Genomic DNA, 20,225 nt, shown 5'->3' with positions numbered 1-20,225 from the left:
CTAAATTGTAATGATATCTAACACTATTCCTACTATTATATCTTATAAAAGCAATGGATTTAAGTAAAAGTACGAGAATGATTTTTTCATAAATTCATTGATTCAGTAAGTAATAAAGACTACAACCCAAAGATACCTTCTCATCTTTGAGTTGTAGTCTCTATTCGATAGTTTCTTCAAATAATAGTTCCAAGCTATATTGTTTTCCAACCAACAAATCATATTGAAGCATCTCATATTGCTTTAATAATTCTTCTTGCTTCTCGGTTAATTTTAGGATTTCTTTCCCTTCAGGATCAATTTTAGTTGTTGCAGCTAGTCCAGCGATTTCACCCTTTAGTTTTGCTAAAAACTGATAATATGGTGGTAGATCCATGTTCATGATCTCAAATAATGTAGGCCCAATGAACGCTGGACTAATCGAGTTTAAGTCTTTTCGTTCTGTGTCTACATTTGAATACATAAATAAAGGTGTTTCATGAAAACTCCGATAGTCTTCTTCCTCCTTCAGAATATCTCCATAGTTCAATTCTTTAAACACTGCTTTATTCTGTCCTAATATCGGGAGGTGGTCTCCCCAGAAAACTATGACGGTTGGCTCTTCAAGTGTTGAGACAAATTCTATTAATTTATTCGTTGCAGCATCTGCTTGCTTGATGCCTTCTGCGTAAATTTCCACCTCTGATTTCAAGTCGTTTTCTAACCCACTAACTTCAATCGTATTTTCATCATAGCGTTCCGTTCTATACGGGAAATGATTTTGCATCGTTACCGCATGAACAAAAAGCGGTTGTTTACTTTCTTCTAGTAGCATAACTATCTCATCCGTTACTGACTCATCTGAAATATAACTACCCGATATTTCTTTATGTTTCATTTCTTCAATGCTGATAAAGTCATCGAACCCAAATGCTTTGTACACCCTTGCCCGTTTATAAAAGGCTTTGTTGTAGGGGTGAAGCGCAATAGTCTTGTAACCCTTTGTCTTTAACATGCTAGCAAGCGATGGGACAGAAGATTTTTTGTCTATAAGCTGTTGATAAGGTACCGCTCCAGATTGAAGTGTACTCATGGAGAAACCAGTTAAAGCCTCATATTCCACATTTGCCGTTTGTCCACCAAAACTAGGAGTTAAAACCGATCCTGATGTATGTTCATTCATATAGTTTCGTACATGTGGCATTGGGTCTTCGCTAAACGACACATCTAGTTTGGTTGGATCCCAAAAAGTCTCATTCATCAAAAAAATGATATTAGGGCGCTTATATCCTTTATCACTGAAACTAGCAGGAGTACTTCCTCCATCTGCCAAAATTGAGAGAGCAATTTCCTGAATTTTTTTTCGATTGTAATTGGCAGGTTTTTCAAAGGTCTCATGATTTAAGTTCGAAAGATAACCAAATACAAAGCCATTTTTTTGATAATTCTTTAATTGGTTCCACTGAATAATATTTACATTATTGTCTTCAACTACCTTCTTCATAAAGCTCGATGGGTGAAACGTAAAGGCAAAAACCATATAAAATGCTAGGGAACTAACCACAACCCTACTAAGAAGTGTAATCTTCACCTCCTGGAGCTGTTTATAAGCAAAAATGGTTATTAAAACAGCTAATAAACTGTAAATCATTAACTGAGGAGAGATGTACCCAGAAACCATTTTAAGTACATCAGTAAAGTGGGCTATTTGTGTAAAATCAGAAGGGTACAAAGGCTCGCCTAAAAATTGGAGTTTATTACCATGCAAAACACCAAGCGTCAACACAGATAAGGCTAGAATCAGGGAAGTTACATAGAGCCTCCCTATTAGTGCAAATAAAGACAATCCAATAAAGAACAAGTAAAAGGAACCTAACAGAAATACCCTTGTGTTAATTTGAATCCAATCAATCGTTCCTGCTATTTCTTTTAACCCTTGAAAATATTCCAACGTGAAATTAAGAGTCAAGGCAAGTAGGAATAAAACGGTGAAGCTGTAGATTTTTTTGATCCAAAATCCGTACTTCGGGTTTTCTAATAACCTTAACGCAAGATTGATCTGAAATTGGCTGAAGATCATTACATAACCACTTATTAGAAAAGTAATGAGTAGAAATATTTTCGTATTCAATTGAACATAATCAACAATTGCATCAACATTTAATTGATATAAAAGTCCTAACAATATACCTGTAATGAGCACAGCTATAATGACATTCGCTACAATCACAATCATCCAAGAATTAAAGTTATTTTTCATGCTACGCTCCTAAATTTATTCGATTAGAACTATGTCAAGCTTCTCCCTATTAGTACGAATATGATAAATATCTTCGATAAGATTAGTATGAACAAATGAAGAAAAAAAATTGCTAATTTGTTCATCTTTCCCTACTCCAAAGATGTAATAAGACTTCTTCATCTTTCCACGAATTGCGTTTCTGTTTCACTGTTTCTACATCAATTACGATATCGAATCTCTCCGAAAGCTGCTCATATCTTACAACATAGTGCAAATAGCCTCTATCCTCTTTACTTTCTGGGCTGTAATAGACTACATTCGGCTGGCTGGATCTGAACCTTCTTTTACAATCTCATCAAAGAGTTGTTTCACTCACATTAGAGAGGAATCTACATCTGGTTTCTCATAAAAGGTGTAGTGTGAACGAGCATCCCTAGCCAAGAAATGAGAGAAAAAGTAATAAAAAAGTCAGGTAGGCATGAATCACTTAACCCCATCTCACCAATTTCTTCATCATGCATTTTAAACACCCATATTCTTTGTATTAAAAAACTCACTATAAACAAAACCCCATCTACTGCTATTTTAAGTGCTACCTCGCCATCACCTAGTAGCATATATAACAAATAAACCGCAAACGACGAAGTAAACATTTGAGAGATACCTAAAATATAATATTTTATTAATGTGTTTTTTGAATTTTATTCTTATTCAATGTGTAATTCATAATAGAAGACAATATCCTAGCCCATATCTTCAACTATAAAAAATAAAGCGGTAAGTGTTCCTTTAACAAAATCACAAAAAAGTGAACAATAAAATGTCTAATCCAAATGAAAACAACGAAGAAAATGGATATATAAGAAAGAGAGAGTAAATTCTAATAGAGTCAATTAAAGAGTTAAAATGTTAAGATTTGTTTTCTTCTATGAAAATTGTTACAATGCTCACTCCTTCTATCTTTATCTGATTCGCCTAACCATTCAAGCAGCATATTTCACCTCATATTCAAAGCGATCGCCACTGACGTTCATGAACTCTTTTAAAAAGCAAGAAGATATCCCTCTAAGACCTGTTGGAGTACCTCAAATTAAATATTTTTCTCGTCAGTATATTTCCAAATGATCCTAGTGGAAACCTTCCCTAAACATGTGAAATAACCTGTTTAATAATGGAAAATAGTATTTAGTATGAACCATATACGTGTAAATATACTTAGGTGTTGCCAATGATGAAGTTAACAAGAACAAATTGATTAATAAGAAAGGGTGGTTTTTAATAATTGTGATAATCCATTCCTTTGTAAAACGATTAATTTTATAAAGAAGGGACGTTGTGTCCTCTACGAAATATTTATTAGATATTTTATATACTTTTGATGCTGGGGGTAGAGTCAAGTCTTCCTCCAGCTTTTATATTTTTCTCTCACCATACTCATAAACATTAAATGTTCTCCCCAATAATAAAATTTACTTACTATATACTTTTTCGACACTTTTCACTTTTTTTCTTCCTTGTATTCCGTTATTTGCCAAAGTCCTTTATAATGAAAAATGATCCAAATTATCTATTTATCTACTAAATAAGTAACTTGCTTTAGAAAAGAGGTTTTGCTATGTCAAAGAAAATCGTGATCCCTTCTATCAGTTTTATCCTCGTTATCTTATTGGGTGCCTTTGTTTTATTTCCTTTTGAATCAAGTGGTCAGATTAACAAACTTGAACAAGAAGCAAAAACGGCGTTTGACCAAGCTGATTTCGACGAGAGTATTGCCTTTTACAAAGAAATCTTAAATCTCGATCCGTTACATGTAAACGCAAGAATTGGACTCACGAAAAGTTATCAAGGAATTGCTAGATTAGATTTAGCAGAAATGACCCTTTTCGATGGAATTGAGTTACTTCCAGCCGAACCTTTATTTTATACATACTTATCAGAACTGTTTATTAATCAATCTGATATCGTCTCAGCCCTTTCCATTTTAAAACAAGGCGCAGACGAAACAAATAATGAAGGCTTTCGATTAGAATATGAATTGTTTTTAGAGCAAATCACGGTTGATTTTGAACGACCTTTTATTCAGAAAGGTCACGAACGAGAAATCCAACTCGTGTGGTCAGATGAGAAAGGGAGAACCCTTCCTCTTACTGCTGAATGGGTACTCTCCTCAGACATTGCTAGTCTTCAAGTCACTGCGGATGAAACAAGTTTAAAAGCTGTTAATAATGGCTCTGTAGTTGTAACTGCCACTTCAGGTGATTTGGTCCGCGAATTAGAAATCACTGTTAAAGATCAAGTCGCAGAAGAACTAACATGGACAATGAGTGATGAAGCCATTATCGTTGCAGCTGATCAAGCAATTGAAGTTGGTGTTGTCGCCTTTGACGCAGATGGCGAGGAAATGCAAATCACGCCGAACTGGACATTAAAAAATGAGTTAGGAACATTAACAGCTGCTGAAAATCAAAAAGTGACGTTTACTGCTTTAGAAGACGGAGCTGAACAACTTATAGCTGAATATGATGGAATTAACCTCTCATTAGATATTGAGATAGATAGTGGTAAAAATACGCTAATGACATCTATTACTGGAGAAGGTACAATAACAACATTGCCTGAAAAAACAATCTATGAAATTGGTGAAGTTGTGGAACTTACAGCAGTACCGGCAGCAGGGTGGAAATTTGTTCGTTGGACTGGCGATCTTTCAGGTACAGCAATAACACAAACTATAACACTTGAAAAACCAATGAAAATTGGCGCAGTATTTGAACTTGAAACAAATACTTATCAACTGTCCATTACGAAAAGTGGAGAAGGCACCGTTCTTCAAAGTACTTTAGCGAACACGATTAACCTTGGTGAAACAGTTACTGTAACCGCCAGGCCGAGTCAAGGCTATGTATTCGAGGGCTGGTCTGGATCCATTACTAGTTCAAATCCATCGATTACATTTGTGATGGAAGAAGACATGACACTACAAGCTATTTTTAGTCCACAACAAACACGTACACCAGTTCGCGAAACAGAAACAGTTATACAGCCGAAGCCACAACCGGCTAAAGAAGAACCGAAGAAAACAAAAACACCGACACAACCGGTAAAGGAAGAGCCAAAGAAAACTGAACCGGCTCCAACTCCCAAGCCAAAAGAACCAGAAAAAACAATACCTATAGAAACACCAAAGCAACCAGAACCAAAACCTGAGCCTGAACCAGATCCGGCACCCGCTCCTGTTCCAGATGAACCAGAATATGAAGATGATTAAAACCTACAGAAAGGTGGATCTTTAATTTTGAAATCCCTTTTATATATTGGAAGTATTATTCTATCAATTACCATCATTATCGTTGGCCATTTCTATTACCAGCAAAAGCTCGAAACCATTGCAGAGGAATCACAAGCTCTAGCCTTGACGATTACTCCTCCTACAACGACTGAAACCGTGGAAACAGAAACGGCTGCAGGAGAAGTAGAAGCTAGCTTAACTGGACTAGTAAAGGAATTAACAGTATCACTTGAAGATGAAGACTCACTAGCTATTACGGTATTCGGGTCAGCTTCAATCGCTTATGACGAGGAAGCTAGTAGTTCTTGGCCTTTATTACTAGAAGATCAGCTCTCTGAGTTAGTTGAAAATCCTTCTCTTAGTATGGTGACAGTTAATGTTGATCGCTTAACTTCAATTGACATCATCAATAGCGAGTATGTAAACGAAGTGATCGAGAGCAATCCTACATTGCTTTTATTTGAACCATTTATTTTAAATGACAATGGTGTTATTCGAATTGAAGATTCTCTTGATGCACTAGAGATCATGATGCAACAACTAACTGATGCTCTACCTAATACAACTATCGTTCTTGTTCCAGCGAATCCATTACCTAATGCTGGCTTTTATTTAACTCAAATAGAAGCATTAGAAAATTTCGCTGCTGAACGTGACTACTTATATGCAAATCATTGGACAAGTTGGCCTTCAACCGACAATGAAGCATTACGCAACTACATTGCAAATGGAAGACCAAACAAAGACGGACATGCCTTATGGGCTGATGCGATGTTTGAGTTTTTGACGAATGAATAGTTGTTAGTTGATGAACCGCTCTTTTTTGAGCGGTTTTTCTTTGTTTTACCGATGGCGAGGGTATGAGTAAGGGGCTATTGGGAAGCATGGCTATCACATCGTTATATTGACTAAAATTAGGAAAGGGCAGAGAATTACCTACTCAGCGTTTTTTCAGCTACACTCAGCATATACTTTTGGCTATAGTGCCTATTTGAAGCAATAGGGGCCTCTGCGTCCCTCCAAACACCCTCTTTGGAAGCTTCCGTATTTTTAAATTAAAAATCTTTTTAAGCTTTATATTTAACTTCCATTAAATTCAATAAATTTGTCTATCTTTTCCATAAATTTGAGATTATAATATTCTAGATTTCATTATTTTATTTTCAGGAGGAATGTTGTGTGAAAGGCTTTTTCTTGTCGTTTGTTTTGGTTATTGGATTAATCGTTACTCCGTCTTTCAGTTTAGCGGCACCACCAGACTTAGAAAGATATCTAGCAGAGCTGGGATGGACAGAAGAACAATTAGCAGAGCATTTAGATTTTCTTGAGCTAGCTATTTCTGATTTTTCTAGTGTTGAGGAGATTGAAGAGCTTCTTGGTCCCGTTTTAACAGAAGAATTACTGCAAGAGTTATTAGAGTGGCAAGAGATAACGTTAGAAGAACTCACTGCTTTATTGATTGAAAATGGCGAGTTAGAAGTTGGACAATCTATCTTTGATGCCTATAAATTTTATTATGATTTAAAATTTGATGTTTATTTTTATAACCTTACACCGATTACTGACGAAAGTTTAAAAACTCTTTTAGACCAATATGAACTTACGCTTGAAGAGCTGATCGCGTTATTAGAAGAGCATGATGATTCTCTTGAAAACTACGAATATATTGAAGACCTTGAATGGGCAATTGACCTTTATTTATATGGGTCAGATCTTGAATTCGCTGATATTAGCGAATTATTTAGCTTAATTGGCTTAACAGATGTAGAACTTGAGAGACTTTTTAATCATTTTGATTCCCTTGATTACACGAATCCAGCTTTCTTAGAGAAACTAGAAGAGCTATCAGAGCGAATGATCGTTTTCGAGGACTTCGAAGATCCTGCTGATGTTACCCCTGAACAAATTGCTGAACTTCTTGATATCTTTACACAATTACTCGACTTATTTGAATTAGATGTCAAGTTCTTTTTAGTTAAAGATCAAGAGAAAAAGCCAATATCACTACAAAATCTTATGATGATGGATAGCACAGACGGCTATGGTCTCTTAATTGAACTTTACAACAAAAAAGGTGAGTTTCTAGCTGACTTGCTTTTCACAGCAGATTTATTTGACTCAGAGATAATTAACGAGACAGGAAAAGATTTAAAAACGATTGAAAATACAATCGTCGACAAAAGCAAAGACAAAGATAAAGTAAAAGATAAAACTAAGCCAGTTAAGAAAACCGTTAAAGGAGCAAAACTTCCTAAAACAGCTTCTAACTACTTAACAAATGCGGCAACAGGTGTTGCGATAGCTGCTGTTGGTTTCTTTTTCTATCGCCGTTTCAAAGTGAACCATGGATAAACAGAGACGGTTTAAAAGAAGAATGAGGTTTCTCATTCTTCTTCCCTTTAGCGCCATGATCATCTTCGGACTCTGGTTTTCAACAACAAATACGTTTAAATTTTTCAAAGGTTATTATTTATATAAAACGGCTGAACCAGCAGTTGTAGAAACCATGATTGAGGAAGAGCAAGAGAATCCCCAAGTTGAAATAGAAGAAAAGCCTTTAACAATCTATCCTCTTGAGCCAGTAAAAGGTGAATTAATGGGTGAACTTTATATACCAAAACTTGAAGCCCGACTCCCGATTTACCACGGTACAGATGAGGATGAACTTGAAAAAGGTGTTGGCCACTTTGCCGGCAGTGTTCTTCCTGGTGAAAATGATAACTCCGTTTTATCCGGTCACCGTGACACCGTTTTTCGTAAGCTAGGAGAAGTCGGAGAAAACGATCTTCTCATCGTAACGACTGGTGCAGGTGAATTCACTTATAAGGTAAGAAAAGTTAGAATCGTCGATGAAGACGATCGAACTGTAATCGTTCCGAAGCCTCGTGCTACCTTAACCGTTTCAACGTGTTATCCTTTTGACTTTATAGGCTCTGCACCAGAACGGTATATTCTTGTGGCGGAGTTAAGAGAAAGTAAGGAGAGTTAAACAGTTAAAACCTTTCATATTTATGAAAGGTTTTTTTGTTTGTATAAAAGTCGTGTATTTTTAAATCCTTTACTCCTCCTTCAATAACCAAGCCTTTAACAAATATTTCAAATTTTTTTTGATAAAACCGGATAAAATTGCAAAATGGTCAAATACTAAAAAAAATTGGTAAGGGATGTGACAGAAATGGCCTTATTATTTTGTAAAATCTATGCACTCATTCGTCTAATTGATGAAAATGACTCTATCAGTGAAAAATTACTTAAATCAATCATCCATTTACAAAATAACCCGTTTTCTACTTCGTTTCATTGGGTTGGTGCTGCTGTCTATCTAATTTAATCCTTCGTAATAATTCTACATTAATCATGTCACACATATTTTTTGAAATGTTCCTTATAGTTTATCGGTTTACATTTCGGAACTATCTCTTTCCTTTTCGCCGTTGTCTACTTCATCATAATTTTATCTAATTTCCGAATCCCGTAAATAATATACACAATCAACCCAATGCATAACAAAAGTCTAATAAGAAAATGATCAAACAAAGAAGCGCCAAAAATAAGTGTTAACAAGCAAAACATTAACCCCGATCCAAATTGAGTAAAGGCAATCGCTATGTCCGAAAACTCCGGTTCTTGTTTATACATCCATCTCTGTCCCCATAACATACTTTCTTCAGGGTAAAAGTAACTCCAAATAAGCACACCAAAGAGTGGAAGCGTAAAGATAATAGTTAACATGTCGATGTCGTTCCCCTCCTTTTGTTTTATCTACGAATTTAGGTATTTGGGGGTTTCGAATTTTTCGTTTAGTAACTCGCCACCTTAGCTCGTAGTAGTGAGGACACCAGGTTCCTTATTTAAGTTAATTAAATTCATTTTACGAGGTAAGTGGACTGAATGGCCTCTATTTGGCTAATTACAAGCAAAATGACAGTCCTATCCGGGTAATAAGGTCCTCTGTGTCCTCCAAGCCTTTGTAAAGCGGGTATTTTTCGCCAATAAGGAACCTGGTGTCCGCCAAAATATGTTGAGTCATAAAATCAGGGGTATGCTGTTAAAACAATGCTATTTTAAAAGCTATAATCCTTCATGAATGCAAAGAAACCGAAGCCCTCGTGGCTCGGTCAAGTGAGTTACTTAGTCATCTCATTTTCAAACTTTTTATAAGCATTTGATGTAAGAACAGATAGGAAATAGATACTTTTAAATGAAGCAATCCCGGCTATGATTAAGGAAAGAAGTTTATGTAGGATCGGGACGTCCACTTTAAACATAGTAATTATTAAGATAAGGAATGTGAGTAAAATAGCTTTTATTAAGTGATTATTTTTCATTTAAAACACCTCCGAAACATTGTTCGATTTAACGATAATACGCGCTTTTACCTTACCATATATTGTAATTCATTTCATTTCAAAACACTCTAAAAAACTATCAAACACTCAAAACTGTTCCGACTCTTTTAATTTCAAAAAAAATACTCCAAGCAATCTTACCGCTTGGAGTATTTTTACAATCCCTTATTCCTTCTCTACAAGATAAGCACGATACTCAGAGACACCGCCTTGCTCAACATAAACAGCCAACACATATTGACCATTTGGTAGTTCATTGCCATTAACCGAACCACCCCAGTTGAATTCATGAATTGGAGCAGGTACGTTAGCGAATGAACCGATTGTTCCGATCTCTGGTCCAAATCCTCCATTCACAAATTGATAAAGATCATACTCAAGCACTTCAGCCCCACCTGGTAAATAAGAACCTACCACATACGAATCTCCATCTTTCTCTAAGAACGCACTAGTTACACGCGGGTAATCCGGCTCCCCAACAAACAAAATCGTTGGAACTTCAATCTTAGTTTCACCCTCGCTCACCGTAATCGTACCTTCATAGTAACCAGGCTCTAACTTCGCTGTATCCACCTGAACATTGAAGTTTACTTGCTGCGATTTACCAGCTTGTACATTTAGATTGTTACTAGTCATCACTTTGATCCCTGCTGGGTTGCCTGCAAATTCAACATCAAAGCTATAACGTTTTCTTTCACTTGATAGATTTTTGATTGTGAAGTGTTGCTTTTCTACTTGTCTACCAGTATCCTTTACAAATTTACCGAAAGAGTGACTTCCTGGTGTTACAAGTGTTTTAGCATCAAGAGCGTCAGGTAAACGGATACTGCCCGCACCTTGTGTATTATGTGCATATGCTTTACCGGTTGTAGGATTAATCATTTCTTCCGCTGTATTCATCAAGGCTGCTTTGACATTGTCTACTCCCCAGTAAGGGTTTGCTTGTAGAACTAGCGCTGCAGCACCTGCTACGTGCGGTGCAGCCATACTTGTTCCTTGGAACGCCCCGTATCCATATGGATTATTAGGATCGTGTGTTGGAATCGTACTAGTAATATTCACACCAGGAGCTGAAACATCAGGTTTAATCATCCATGTTTCAAGAACCGGACCACGAGAAGAGAAGTCAGCTACTGTTTCGCCTACTTCATAAGCAAACTCAATATCAAATGAAACCGTATTGTTACCAGCTTCTATTTCAGCAAGAAGCTTTTGTCCATCTTCAAGAGTTGTTTTAATTGTTGGAACCGCCATACCAGGAACGTCAGCATGCTCCCCAGCAACGTTATTGAAAATAATCGCACCAACAGCACCAGCATTTTTAGCATTCGTTGCTTTATCAACAAAAGCAAATTCACCACGGCTGATTAACGCAATTTTTCCTTCAAGGTCTTTTCCTTCAAAATCACTAGCTGCACCTAAACCAACATAAACAAATTCATACTCACCATTGTTTAACTCAAGTAATTCTTCTTCACTTGGGAAGCCCATTACTTTCGCAGAAGGATATGCAACACCTTCTGTTGTAGCAATTTTAGAACTGAACACATTATAAGGTAAACGTGTTGCCCCTACAGAAATTGCTTCACGAGAAGTACCAGGTGAACCAACTGTCCAGTTGTTTGGACCACTGTTCCCGTTTGAAGTAACAGCCACAACGCCTTCAGCCATAGCCCAGTCTAATGCAATACTCGTTGCCCAGTCAGGGTTGTTAAGTGTGTTACCTAAAGACAAGTTCATAACATCAGCACCATCTTGAACCGCACGCTCAATACCAGCGACAACATTTTCAGTTGATCCGCTACCACCTGGTCCAAGTACACGGTACGCTAATAAAGTAGCATCTGGAGCTACCCCTTTGATTAGTCCATTAGCTGCAACTGTTCCAGCTACGTGAGTTCCGTGGTTAGTCGATCCACCACGTGGGTCACCAGGAGGAGTTTCTTGTGGGTCTTCATTGTTATCAACAAAGTCATACCCTTTATAATCACCAAAAGCATGCGCTAAATCAGGGTGTGTATAGTCTGTACCTGTATCAATAATTGCTACAGTCACACCTTCACCTGTGTATCCAGCATCCCATGCTAAATCAGACCCGATAAAAGGTGCACTTTCCATCATGTTAGGATTAAATGTTTCCGCATCTACTTCTAGAGCATCAACTGTATACTCCACATTTGGATAAACTGCTTTTACTCCAGGGATTGTTAAAATTTCTGTTACTTTGTTTGCAGGAAGTTCAACAGAAAATCCAGAAAAAACATGGTCATACTCTCTGTTTACGCTTGCGTTGTTTACTTTCTTTTGAAGATCTGCAACAACTTTTCCTCTTTCAGAAGCTAATTTAGCTTTTGTCTGTTTTTTACCTTTTTGCTTCGCTTCAACAACAGATTCTGCTTCAAGTTCTACGATAACCGTTGTCGGTCTAGAAGATGCTAGATTGATTTCTCCAAACAGTTCAGCTGTACGAAGCTCGGTCGCACTTCCATTTGTGTTCGCAAAAGCCCCCATACTAAAGGTAGATAATAATAAAACGATTGCTAAAAAGCTTATCAGTAATTTTGACTTTTTCCTATGCATCTAACAATACACCCTCTCATATTCTATTTTTAAGCTACTAGATTCCCTATACTGAACTTTTCACCTCCAAAAGTAATAAGGGGAATATGATAAATTCTAGTAAAAAATGTTTATATATAACAAATACAAGGTAAAGGGGAAATTCCCTCCGAGACTAAAGTTTGAATAACCTGACGGAAATCGAAAGGATTTTTAGAGCTGAGCGTTATTTTCTACAAAGTTTTTTCGGTTTTCGTAATATTCAAACATTTATAGGTATTATCACCCAGGAAATATTTAGGTTTTAAAGAAAAATAACGCGAGCAAGGATTGAAATAAAAGATTTAATCAAAAAAACCCTCCATATGTTTAGAAAACAATTACGGAGAGGATTTTTCCTTTTTTAGAAGGTTTTGATTCTCTAACTGAATAATACTATTCACAGAAGGAGTGGTTTTCACTAGTGTTTACTATCCTATTTCCCTTTTAATGCCCCAATCGTTTGATTCACTCTGGTGTTGCTTAAGAAATTTTAAAGATACTCTATTAAATTCTATTGCCTTTTCAATGATGCAAACATGCCCTGCTTCTTCGATAATTTCCAACTCAGCATATGAATCTATGCTAGCTGCATGCGCGGCAGATTGAATAAACATGTGATCGTCTCTGCCTAAGACATAGAGCTTGGGAATTGAATTCGAAATCTTAGTTGCATTCTGATAAGCTAATTCCGGCTTTATTGCGAGCTTTGCCCATTTCATAAATTCAGCTCTTCCTAATTTCGTTGCTTCCTTTATAAAGATATTTCTTGATCTGCTATGATTTTCTCTTGGCATCATTAACAGCGCAAAGATTTTATAAAAAATCATATAAGGAGCAAGAAAGCGGACTTGATACGAGGTTTTCACCAATAGCTTGGACCACCAGTTCCATTTGATAACCGCACCAGCCAAGACGACAGATTTAATTCTATCTTGAGCTTCGGCGATCATTTCCTGTGCGAAGATCGTACCAAGCGAAAATCCAACAATATGAAATTCAACTATCGCTAATTCATCTATTACCTTAATGATTTCTTTTGTAATTTTCTCTACTGTATGGTCCAATGTGGCCAAAGCCGTTGAGGTACCATGTCCAGGTAAGTCAATAAACAGCAGATTGTAGTTTTTCTCGTACTGCTCTATCTGTTTGTAAAAAATAGTGTGGTTCCCACCAAATCCATGTAGAAACACGATCCAATCGTGATTCGGGCTAATGATACTTTTTTTATAATCTAGCAATCTATATTCACTTCCTGCTCATTTGAATATCGTCCTTTTATTGTAAAACTAAATTCGGCTTTAAATAGCTAGTAATCATATGTTCAAGAAGATCTTTGTCCAAGTCTAATTCCGCTATATTGGCTGCTTTTAATAAATCACTAGTATTTCGACTTTCAAACTGAATAGAACGTGAAAGATAATTCTCAAATACTCTTAAGCGTTCATGTAGAATCAACTCTTCCTTCGTTAACGTATGCAGAAGGTCTTTTGACGCAATTTCTAAATTGGGAAAATCGAGTGCTTTTTTGATAATCTCTAACATCACCTTATTTTGAAGAGGATGGTTATTTGTGATGTTATAGATCGTCTCATGCGCTCCATGTTCAATGGCACACGATAGAACGTCAGCGACGTAGTCAACAGGAACCAGATTGGAATTGGTTTCACCGTCTAGTAGAAGCCTAAACGGTTTATCGCTACCAACCATACGCTTCACAATTCTGACTCCCTTCAGAAGTCCGTACAGGGCAAAATTGGTGTCAGCCTCACCCGTTTTAGAATCACCGATGATAATAGCAGGTCTCATAATCATCACTTCAAAATCGTTTTTATATGAAAATACTAATTGTTCAGCCGCTGCTTTACTTTGCTCGTAATAATTTACATAATCTCGGTTCGTTGAATATAGTTGCTCATGCCCAACTACATCCATGCCCACAGTATAAGCCGTACTCACATAAATCAATTTTTTCACTTGAATTTGTTTTGAAAATTCAAGTACATGCCGAGTCCCTTCCACATTTACATGGAACGTCTCTTCCTTCCTGTCTTCATCAAATGATAATAATGCTGCCATATGATAAACGACATCAACCTTATTGGTTAAATCCACCATTGTGCCCGTCTCCCTTACTAAGGAAGGGTTGGTGATATCGCCATAAACAAAAGATACTTGTTTCGTTTCTGTATGCGTTAACAATTTTTCTACTCATGAACCTTCTTTTCATTTCGCACTAAAACATATAAGAAGTGCCCTTGTTTGATAAGCCTCGAAATTAATTTCTTACCTAAAAATCCTGAAGCACCTGTTAAAAATACATTCATTCTCTATCCCTCATTTCATGGATCTAGCTCCGCTTCATTATATCACTATAAGAAAAGAGGTAATTTGCACTTTTGAGTGTTAAAAAAGAGCACTGGTGACTGGTACTAAGCCTTTTTAACGTAGAAAAACAATTAAAATGAACTTATAAATATACACAAAACGTTCACTTATCATCCAACGAAAAAAGCATCCTCTCTACTCATAGCAAGAATGCTTTTTATAAAGAAATACAAAGGATCCTTATTATGGTATAAATCTCTTAGCCCTAACATATCTATGAATATATTTAATAGAATTCTTCCATGGAGGTGTCAAACCAATGGTACTCCTAGCAAAGAAAGACATAGAATTGGTTATTAATCAACTGAACGACGAGCAAGTTTCCTTTTTAACGAATCGGATGAAAATCAAAAAGAAAAGTCGTTGGCTCCAACTGTTAGCGAACTTCAAAGGAATTGACATAGATGAAAAGATGAGTGATCAAGACATAGAAGAGAGACTTGAGGACTGGATCTTGGTTGATGTGAAGGACGGAGGATATCAAAAGCGGCCTTATAAATGTGATTGCGGACAAACCCTTCGTTTTCAATATGTCATCAGGAAAAAAGCAGAAGGTGCCATTCGTTATTTAGGAGAAAACTGTTTTGAAAACTATCTCTCCCTTCCTTCTTCCGTGATTAAAGATGTGAAAAAGGGAATGTATGCGATTGATCTTGAAAGAGATGAAATTCTAGTAAAGTTCAAAAAGAATCTGTTTTTTCCGTTGCATGCTTATATGCATTTATCTCTTCCACAGGATTTGATTGATCAGTATGAAGTGGGTCTACCATTATCGGATAACCAGATTGCTTTGGTTGAGCGGATTAACCAAACGTATGAGGAGGAAAAGAAATTATCGGCACTTTTCGAACGATTGTCGATAGAACAGCAACAGTTTGTGATGAAGATGACGAAGGAAGACCGAAGAGAGTTGCTTTTATTAGTCGAGGATGGGGTGATAGAGAGTTTTTTTCAGCCTGAAGATCTTTCGGAATGTGATGAATTCATCAACAAACAAATTCTGCTTAATTTACCACTGCTAGAGAAGCAAAAGCAAAAGGTTAAGGAATGGCAGTTAGCAAGAGAAGAACGGAACTTTTGCACTCCTTAACCTCTGAACAACAGGAGTTCATTCTCTCATACTCAAAAGAAGAACAAGCTATTTTATTAGATAGAGTCCAAAAGCCACTTCATTACTCTGTTGAAGACATAGAGGACTTGCCAGTAGATGACCAAATTAAAAGACAGGTTATGTTGAAGCTTCCTCTTTTAAAGGAACAAATTTATCAAATTCAAAAAGCGCAAAACCTTTGTGGGGGTCTGACCCCCAGTACGTTAAAGCTTTAAAGCAATGGGGGTCTGACCCCCACAAAAAAAGGAGAGCTGGCATTAGCCAGCTCTCCTTTCATTACTATTGATCGCATCGCATTAAGAGAAAAACACCGAAAAAGTTAGAGCTAATAACATAAAGATCCCTGGGTTTTTAAGCTTTGTATTTGTCATATATATGACCTCCCGTTGTTTTGTTAGGTTCATCATATCAATAACAAAATATTCTGTAAGTAACCTCGTAAGGTTTGCTAACAGGGAAATATATATTTGAAATACAGCTTTGTTGAGGGGTCTGACCCCCAGCACGTTAAAGCTTTAAAGCGGTGGGGGTCAGACCCCACCGCCTCTCTACACCCAAACTCTCTCAAACTCTTCCTTACTCAGTGGCTTACTATACAAATACCCTTGCATGTGATAACAATCATGCTTTAGTAAGAACTCTTTTTGGTAGTCTTCTTCTACCCCTTCTGCTATGACATGGAGCTTAAGGCTACGTGCAAGGTTAATAATCGCTTCTGCAATTTCCGAATTACTATGATCTTCTTTTATATCTTGGATGAAAGAGCGATCAATTTTCAGCGTATTAATCGGTAATGTTTTCAAGTAACTAAATGAAGAATAGCCGGTTCCAAAATCATCAATAGAGATTGAAATACCGAATTCTTGTAAAGTTTCTAAAGCTCGTGTAGTTTCTTTCGTATTAAACAGGAGAGTGCTTTCTGTGATTTCTATTTCAAACAGATTTGGCGCTAGTTGATATTCTGATAAAATTTCCTTTACCTGCTTCACAAGAGAACAAGGGTCTTGGAATTGTTTTGCTGAGAAATTGACAGCAAGACTTAATGGTCGAGCCCGATCTTTATTCCAACTCGTTATTTGCGAGCTTGCTTTCTTCATTGCAATTTCCCATAGAGGATGGATAAGTCCAGCTTCTTCTGCTATTGCAATAAACACATCTGGTGGTACAAAACCTAGTTCCTCATCTGTCCATCTGAGCAACGCCTCCACCCCTGTTAGAACCTCGGTACGGGCATCTATTTTAGGCTGGTAATATACTTCAATTTCTTCATTCTTAATTGCTTTTCGTAAACGTGCTTCAATTTGAAGCTTCTTATTTTTTGCTTTGCTTATTTCTTCATTATATATAACCACTTGGTTGCCGCCTTGTTTTTTGGCCGCATACATAGCTCCATCAGCATAAATCATGAGATTTTCCATATTTTCTGTGTGGGTAGGACACAAACTAATGCCACAACTTGCGCCAACAATTACTTCATTCTCATCAAGCATAAACGGTTGATTAATCTTCATAGTAATCTTATTGGCGATCTCTATTACTTCCTCAACTTCCAGGTCGCTAAACAACACAACAAACTCGTCGCCACCCTGCCTAGTCAGTACACTGTTCTTTCCAGTTAAACAATTTTTAAGACGCTCAGATATTAATTGAATAAGTTGATCTCCTTTAGCATGCCCAAGCGTGTCATTGACATCTTTAAAACGATCAATGTCCACAAACAATACTGCAACGGTTTCACCTGTTTTCTTTGCTTGATCAACCTTCTTACTTAACTCTTCTTGGAAAAATCTTCTATTATATAAACCTGTCAATGGATCGTGATTCGCTTGAAACTGAATGACTTCCTGACTTTCTTCGAGATCAGCAACATAATTCTGTAAAGATTTGGATAAGGCATTTACATTTTGCGCAAGATGACCTAACTCATCTTTTCTGTCTAAAATGACATTTCCTCCAAATTTACCTTCAGCAATCTTATTTAGCTCTTCATCAATGTAACTGATTGGCTTCGTAATTGAACGTGAGAAAACAAAGCTAGTCAACAAAACAAGTAAAACAAATGGAATCGTTAAAAAGAAGTGCTGCCAAAATTCTTTGTTAAGCTCATCCTGAATTAAGCTATAATCATATGCTACACCAATGACATAAGGATCACTTGTATCCGTATCAATGGGGACAAGCGTTTTCGAAACAAGTTTTCCATTGATTTCTTCCAGATATTTTTGTGTTTCTCCCGTTGTTACAGCTTTTTGAACCAATTCTGCATCCAGTGCTTGGTTAACGTAATCATACGAACCATACCAAACCGGTTGATCGGCAAGTCGGATAAAGCTATAACCATTTTGATGGATCATTTCCGTTTCTTGACCAAAGTTTTTCGGATTAAACACGGAAAGCTCTAGAACACCTTCAAGTTTATTCGTAAATCGGTTCATGATATTTGTTGGTCCAAACAGCGTCTCATACTCTAGCACCTGGTTGTCTCTGAAATAGGGATTTATAATATAATCCGTCGATCCATCATGAAAATAACCCCATTTATCCGTATGGTCAGGATTACTAGCAGCAACCTCCATCGGACCTGACCAATAGTTTGGTAGTGCTAATCCCTCCTCGACTGTTACTGGAGACAAAGCAAAAAGCTGCTTAAAAGCATCGTACCAAAATAGCCACTCTTTTGTAGACATGTCAATTTCATGCGGATCAGAAGACTTTACTCCGATAATGTCGTCCTCTGTCTCCGCTAGTAACGTGATATGAGAAATCATCAGTTCTTCAGCAAGCTGGCTTAGTTGCTCGTTCGAAACATCTTCATAGTTAGATGGAAGGGCATTTCTAATGGCGATTGAAGCCGTTCTCAACTCTCTCGCTATAATATCTTCTACATAGAGCGCCCCATTTCTTGAATTCTCCACCTGATAAGATACTTCCTGAATAATCAATTCTATCTCTTTTTCATTAAACTCTATTAGCTTTTCTTTTGACCGCATGTAGTGCAGTGTGCTATTTGCTATTAAAATACATAATACCAATGTCGTGAATATCAAAGGTAGTTTCTTTTTAATTGACACAATATGACCTCCTTACCCTAAACTTTTTAAAAAATAAATCTAAAAAACCTCTACAACAGGCAAGGTATGGCGCTTTCTTACTTGTCCATTGCAGAGGGCCAGCTTCGTTAAAATCTATTAAGCTTGTCCCTTAAACGACTAAACCGCTTAGATTCTTAGACTGGACTTTTGTTAAAAAAGATTGAAAATAAGACATGAACTGATAAGGATTGTGAAAATGCGCTGCATGTCCAGCATGGGTTAACTCTTTATATACAACATTTAGATTATATTGATCTATAGCAGTAAGAGTACCTTTATACAAATCATCATACTCTCCCATTAACCATAAAATAGGAGTTTGTATTTGCGAAAGAATTGCCGGCGAATCAATCTCAACGTTTAACCTCAAGACCTGTTCAAACATGTCTGGATCGAGTTCTCCGGCATATTTAGCAAAAATAGCTTCTGAGTTTTCATTCAGAAGTTCTCTATTTGGATTCATCAGTCGCGCACATTGGTTTAACCACATGTTATATTCAAGCTTCTGTCTCATTTCTAGTAATCTTACGATGTTTGCCTGAAATTGCGAACGGACACCACAACAATAGCCCCCGACAAACGTCATACTTATAACCATATTAGGATATTTACTAGCAAAGGCCATGGATACTATACTTCCAAAACTGAGAGCACATAAGTGAGCTTTTTTCACTCTACCTTTTTCAAATATAGAATAAAGCTGTTCCACTAGCCTATCTAAAGTAAGCTGGTTTGCTTCACCTAACTCAGCAGAGTTATAGAAATTGTAAGCGATACAGTGATATTCATGATTCAATTGGATCATTTCTCTTTGAAAAGCATTCTTATTTCCTACTATTCCATGTAAAAAAATAATCGTTTCTTTTTGCATCACAATACCCTCTTATTCAAATTTCATAGTAGCTTGTATCCTATTACTATCTAACCTCTAACCTATCCTAAAATATGAAAAAAGCTCTAATCATCAACGTTATTATATTTCTATTTATAGAATCAAGTAAAACGTAATATTTGGAATGTCCATTTACACAACGCTTACTCTAGCAAAAAACAACATAAGTTAGTAGCATCGTATCATTTTATCACAAGAAAAGAAACACAAATCGACAAATTTCGCACCCCTTTTTGAGGGGTCTGACCCCCACCACGTTAAAGCTTTAAAGCAATGGGGGTCAGA

General features: G+C 36.7%; 17 protein-coding genes. 7 read left to right on the top strand and 10 right to left on the bottom strand.

The window, feature by feature from the left end:
* Window positions 1-160: 160 nt before the first annotated feature.
* Window positions 161-2,239 carry an LTA synthase family protein gene (locus JCM9157_RS13190; RefSeq protein WP_052013133.1) on the bottom strand — a complete coding sequence of 693 codons (2,079 nt, stop codon included), beginning with the start codon at window positions 2,237-2,239 and terminating at the stop codon, window positions 161-163.
* A 371-nt stretch (window positions 2,240-2,610) separates the two neighbouring features.
* Entirely contained in the window at window positions 2,611-2,874 is a 264-nt protein-coding gene (locus JCM9157_RS13185; protein ID WP_035665329.1) for a hypothetical protein, read from the bottom strand.
* A 962-nt stretch (window positions 2,875-3,836) separates the two neighbouring features.
* Between JCM9157_RS13185 and JCM9157_RS25780 the strand changes: the two genes are divergently transcribed.
* From JCM9157_RS25780 to JCM9157_RS24670, 5 genes are all read left to right on the top strand, one after another.
* Window positions 3,837-5,489 carry an InlB B-repeat-containing protein gene (locus JCM9157_RS25780; RefSeq protein ID WP_035665326.1) on the top strand — a complete coding sequence of 551 codons (1,653 nt, stop codon included), beginning with the start codon at window positions 3,837-3,839 and terminating at the stop codon, window positions 5,487-5,489.
* Between the two features lie 27 nt (window positions 5,490-5,516).
* On the top strand, window positions 5,517-6,308 hold the full coding sequence (locus JCM9157_RS23445; protein ID WP_052013132.1) for an SGNH/GDSL hydrolase family protein: 792 nt from the start codon (window positions 5,517-5,519) through the stop codon (window positions 6,306-6,308).
* A gap of 381 nt (window positions 6,309-6,689) precedes the next feature.
* On the top strand, window positions 6,690-7,862 hold the full coding sequence (locus JCM9157_RS13170; protein WP_035665324.1) for a processed acidic surface protein: 1,173 nt from the start codon (window positions 6,690-6,692) through the stop codon (window positions 7,860-7,862).
* A gap of 22 nt (window positions 7,863-7,884) precedes the next feature.
* On the top strand, window positions 7,885-8,499 hold the full coding sequence (gene srtD, locus JCM9157_RS13165) for a class D sortase, LPxTATN-specific (protein WP_235714997.1): 615 nt from the start codon (window positions 7,885-7,887) through the stop codon (window positions 8,497-8,499).
* 186 nt (window positions 8,500-8,685) lie between these two features.
* Window positions 8,686-8,841 (top strand): hypothetical protein, encoded by a 156-nt coding sequence (locus tag JCM9157_RS24670; protein ID WP_156321494.1) that lies wholly within the window; start codon window positions 8,686-8,688, stop codon window positions 8,839-8,841.
* A 107-nt stretch (window positions 8,842-8,948) separates the two neighbouring features.
* Here the strand turns inward: JCM9157_RS24670 and JCM9157_RS24430 are convergent, their stop codons facing one another.
* The 6 genes from JCM9157_RS24430 to JCM9157_RS25775 form a co-directional block, all read right to left on the bottom strand.
* Window positions 8,949-9,242, bottom strand: coding sequence for a DUF6199 family natural product biosynthesis protein (locus JCM9157_RS24430; protein ID WP_148296871.1), 294 nt, complete (start codon window positions 9,240-9,242; stop codon window positions 8,949-8,951).
* Between the two features lie 395 nt (window positions 9,243-9,637).
* Window positions 9,638-9,838 (bottom strand): hypothetical protein, encoded by a 201-nt coding sequence (locus JCM9157_RS13155; protein ID WP_035665319.1) that lies wholly within the window; start codon window positions 9,836-9,838, stop codon window positions 9,638-9,640.
* A 186-nt stretch (window positions 9,839-10,024) separates the two neighbouring features.
* The gene (locus JCM9157_RS13150) at window positions 10,025-12,439 is read right to left on the bottom strand and encodes a S8 family serine peptidase (RefSeq protein WP_035665317.1); all 2,415 of its coding nucleotides are present in this window, start codon (window positions 12,437-12,439) and stop codon (window positions 10,025-10,027) included.
* A 449-nt stretch (window positions 12,440-12,888) separates the two neighbouring features.
* Complete coding sequence (locus JCM9157_RS13145) at window positions 12,889-13,698, bottom strand: alpha/beta fold hydrolase (RefSeq protein ID WP_035665315.1); 810 nt, start codon at window positions 13,696-13,698, stop codon at window positions 12,889-12,891.
* Between the two features lie 37 nt (window positions 13,699-13,735).
* Window positions 13,736-14,659, bottom strand: a complete 924-nt coding sequence (locus JCM9157_RS13140; protein WP_081734176.1) for an SDR family oxidoreductase — start codon at window positions 14,657-14,659, stop codon at window positions 13,736-13,738.
* 5 nt (window positions 14,660-14,664) lie between these two features.
* Window positions 14,665-14,784, bottom strand: coding sequence for an SDR family oxidoreductase (locus tag JCM9157_RS25775; protein WP_148296870.1), 120 nt, complete (start codon window positions 14,782-14,784; stop codon window positions 14,665-14,667).
* 320 nt (window positions 14,785-15,104) lie between these two features.
* On the opposite strand from JCM9157_RS25775, the gene JCM9157_RS13135 reads away from it, so the two are divergent.
* A complete protein-coding gene (locus JCM9157_RS13135; RefSeq protein ID WP_035665314.1) occupies window positions 15,105-15,935 on the top strand; it encodes a hypothetical protein in 831 nt (276 codons plus the stop codon).
* Complete coding sequence (locus tag JCM9157_RS13130; protein WP_148296869.1) at window positions 15,893-16,171, top strand: hypothetical protein; 279 nt, start codon at window positions 15,893-15,895, stop codon at window positions 16,169-16,171. Before JCM9157_RS13135 ends, JCM9157_RS13130 begins: the two co-directional genes overlap by 43 nt.
* A gap of 333 nt (window positions 16,172-16,504) precedes the next feature.
* On the opposite strand, the gene JCM9157_RS13125 is transcribed toward JCM9157_RS13130, so the two are convergent.
* Window positions 16,505-19,027, bottom strand: a complete 2,523-nt coding sequence (locus JCM9157_RS13125) for an EAL domain-containing protein (RefSeq protein WP_035665310.1) — start codon at window positions 19,025-19,027, stop codon at window positions 16,505-16,507.
* Between the two features lie 130 nt (window positions 19,028-19,157).
* Entirely contained in the window at window positions 19,158-19,919 is a 762-nt protein-coding gene (locus tag JCM9157_RS13120) for an alpha/beta fold hydrolase (protein ID WP_052013130.1), read from the bottom strand.
* Window positions 19,920-20,225 lie beyond the last annotated feature (306 nt).

This window comes from Halalkalibacter akibai JCM 9157 (assembly GCF_000513135.1).
Classification (GTDB): domain Bacteria; phylum Bacillota; class Bacilli; order Bacillales; family Bacillaceae_D; genus Halalkalibacter; species Halalkalibacter akibai.
The sequence above is the reverse complement of the archived record's forward strand: the minus strand, read 5'-3'. Positions and strand labels throughout refer to the sequence as shown.

Bases quoted from the DNA above. Each gene is read 5' to 3' on its own strand.
- JCM9157_RS24670 (WP_156321494.1), top strand. From the start codon at position 8,686: ATGGCCTTATTATTTTGTAAAATCTATGCACTCATTCGTCTAATTGAT.
- JCM9157_RS13190 (WP_052013133.1), bottom strand. From the start codon at position 2,239: ATGAAAAATAACTTTAATTCTTGGATGATTGTGATTGTAGCGAATGTC.
- JCM9157_RS13155 (WP_035665319.1), bottom strand. From the start codon at position 9,838: ATGAAAAATAATCACTTAATAAAAGCTATTTTACTCACATTCCTTATC.
- srtD (WP_235714997.1), top strand. From the start codon at position 7,885: ATGAGGTTTCTCATTCTTCTTCCCTTTAGCGCCATGATCATCTTCGGA.
- JCM9157_RS13135 (WP_035665314.1), top strand. From the start codon at position 15,105: ATGGTACTCCTAGCAAAGAAAGACATAGAATTGGTTATTAATCAACTG.
- JCM9157_RS24430 (WP_148296871.1), bottom strand. From the start codon at position 9,242: ATGTTAACTATTATCTTTACGCTTCCACTCTTTGGTGTGCTTATTTGG.
- JCM9157_RS13150 (WP_035665317.1), bottom strand. From the start codon at position 12,439: ATGCATAGGAAAAAGTCAAAATTACTGATAAGCTTTTTAGCAATCGTT.
- JCM9157_RS25780 (WP_035665326.1), top strand. From the start codon at position 3,837: ATGTCAAAGAAAATCGTGATCCCTTCTATCAGTTTTATCCTCGTTATC.
- JCM9157_RS25775 (WP_148296870.1), bottom strand. From the start codon at position 14,784: ATGAATGTATTTTTAACAGGTGCTTCAGGATTTTTAGGTAAGAAATTA.
- JCM9157_RS13130 (WP_148296869.1), top strand. From the start codon at position 15,893: ATGGCAGTTAGCAAGAGAAGAACGGAACTTTTGCACTCCTTAACCTCT.
- JCM9157_RS13120 (WP_052013130.1), bottom strand. From the start codon at position 19,919: ATGCAAAAAGAAACGATTATTTTTTTACATGGAATAGTAGGAAATAAG.
- JCM9157_RS13185 (WP_035665329.1), bottom strand. From the start codon at position 2,874: ATGTTTACTTCGTCGTTTGCGGTTTATTTGTTATATATGCTACTAGGT.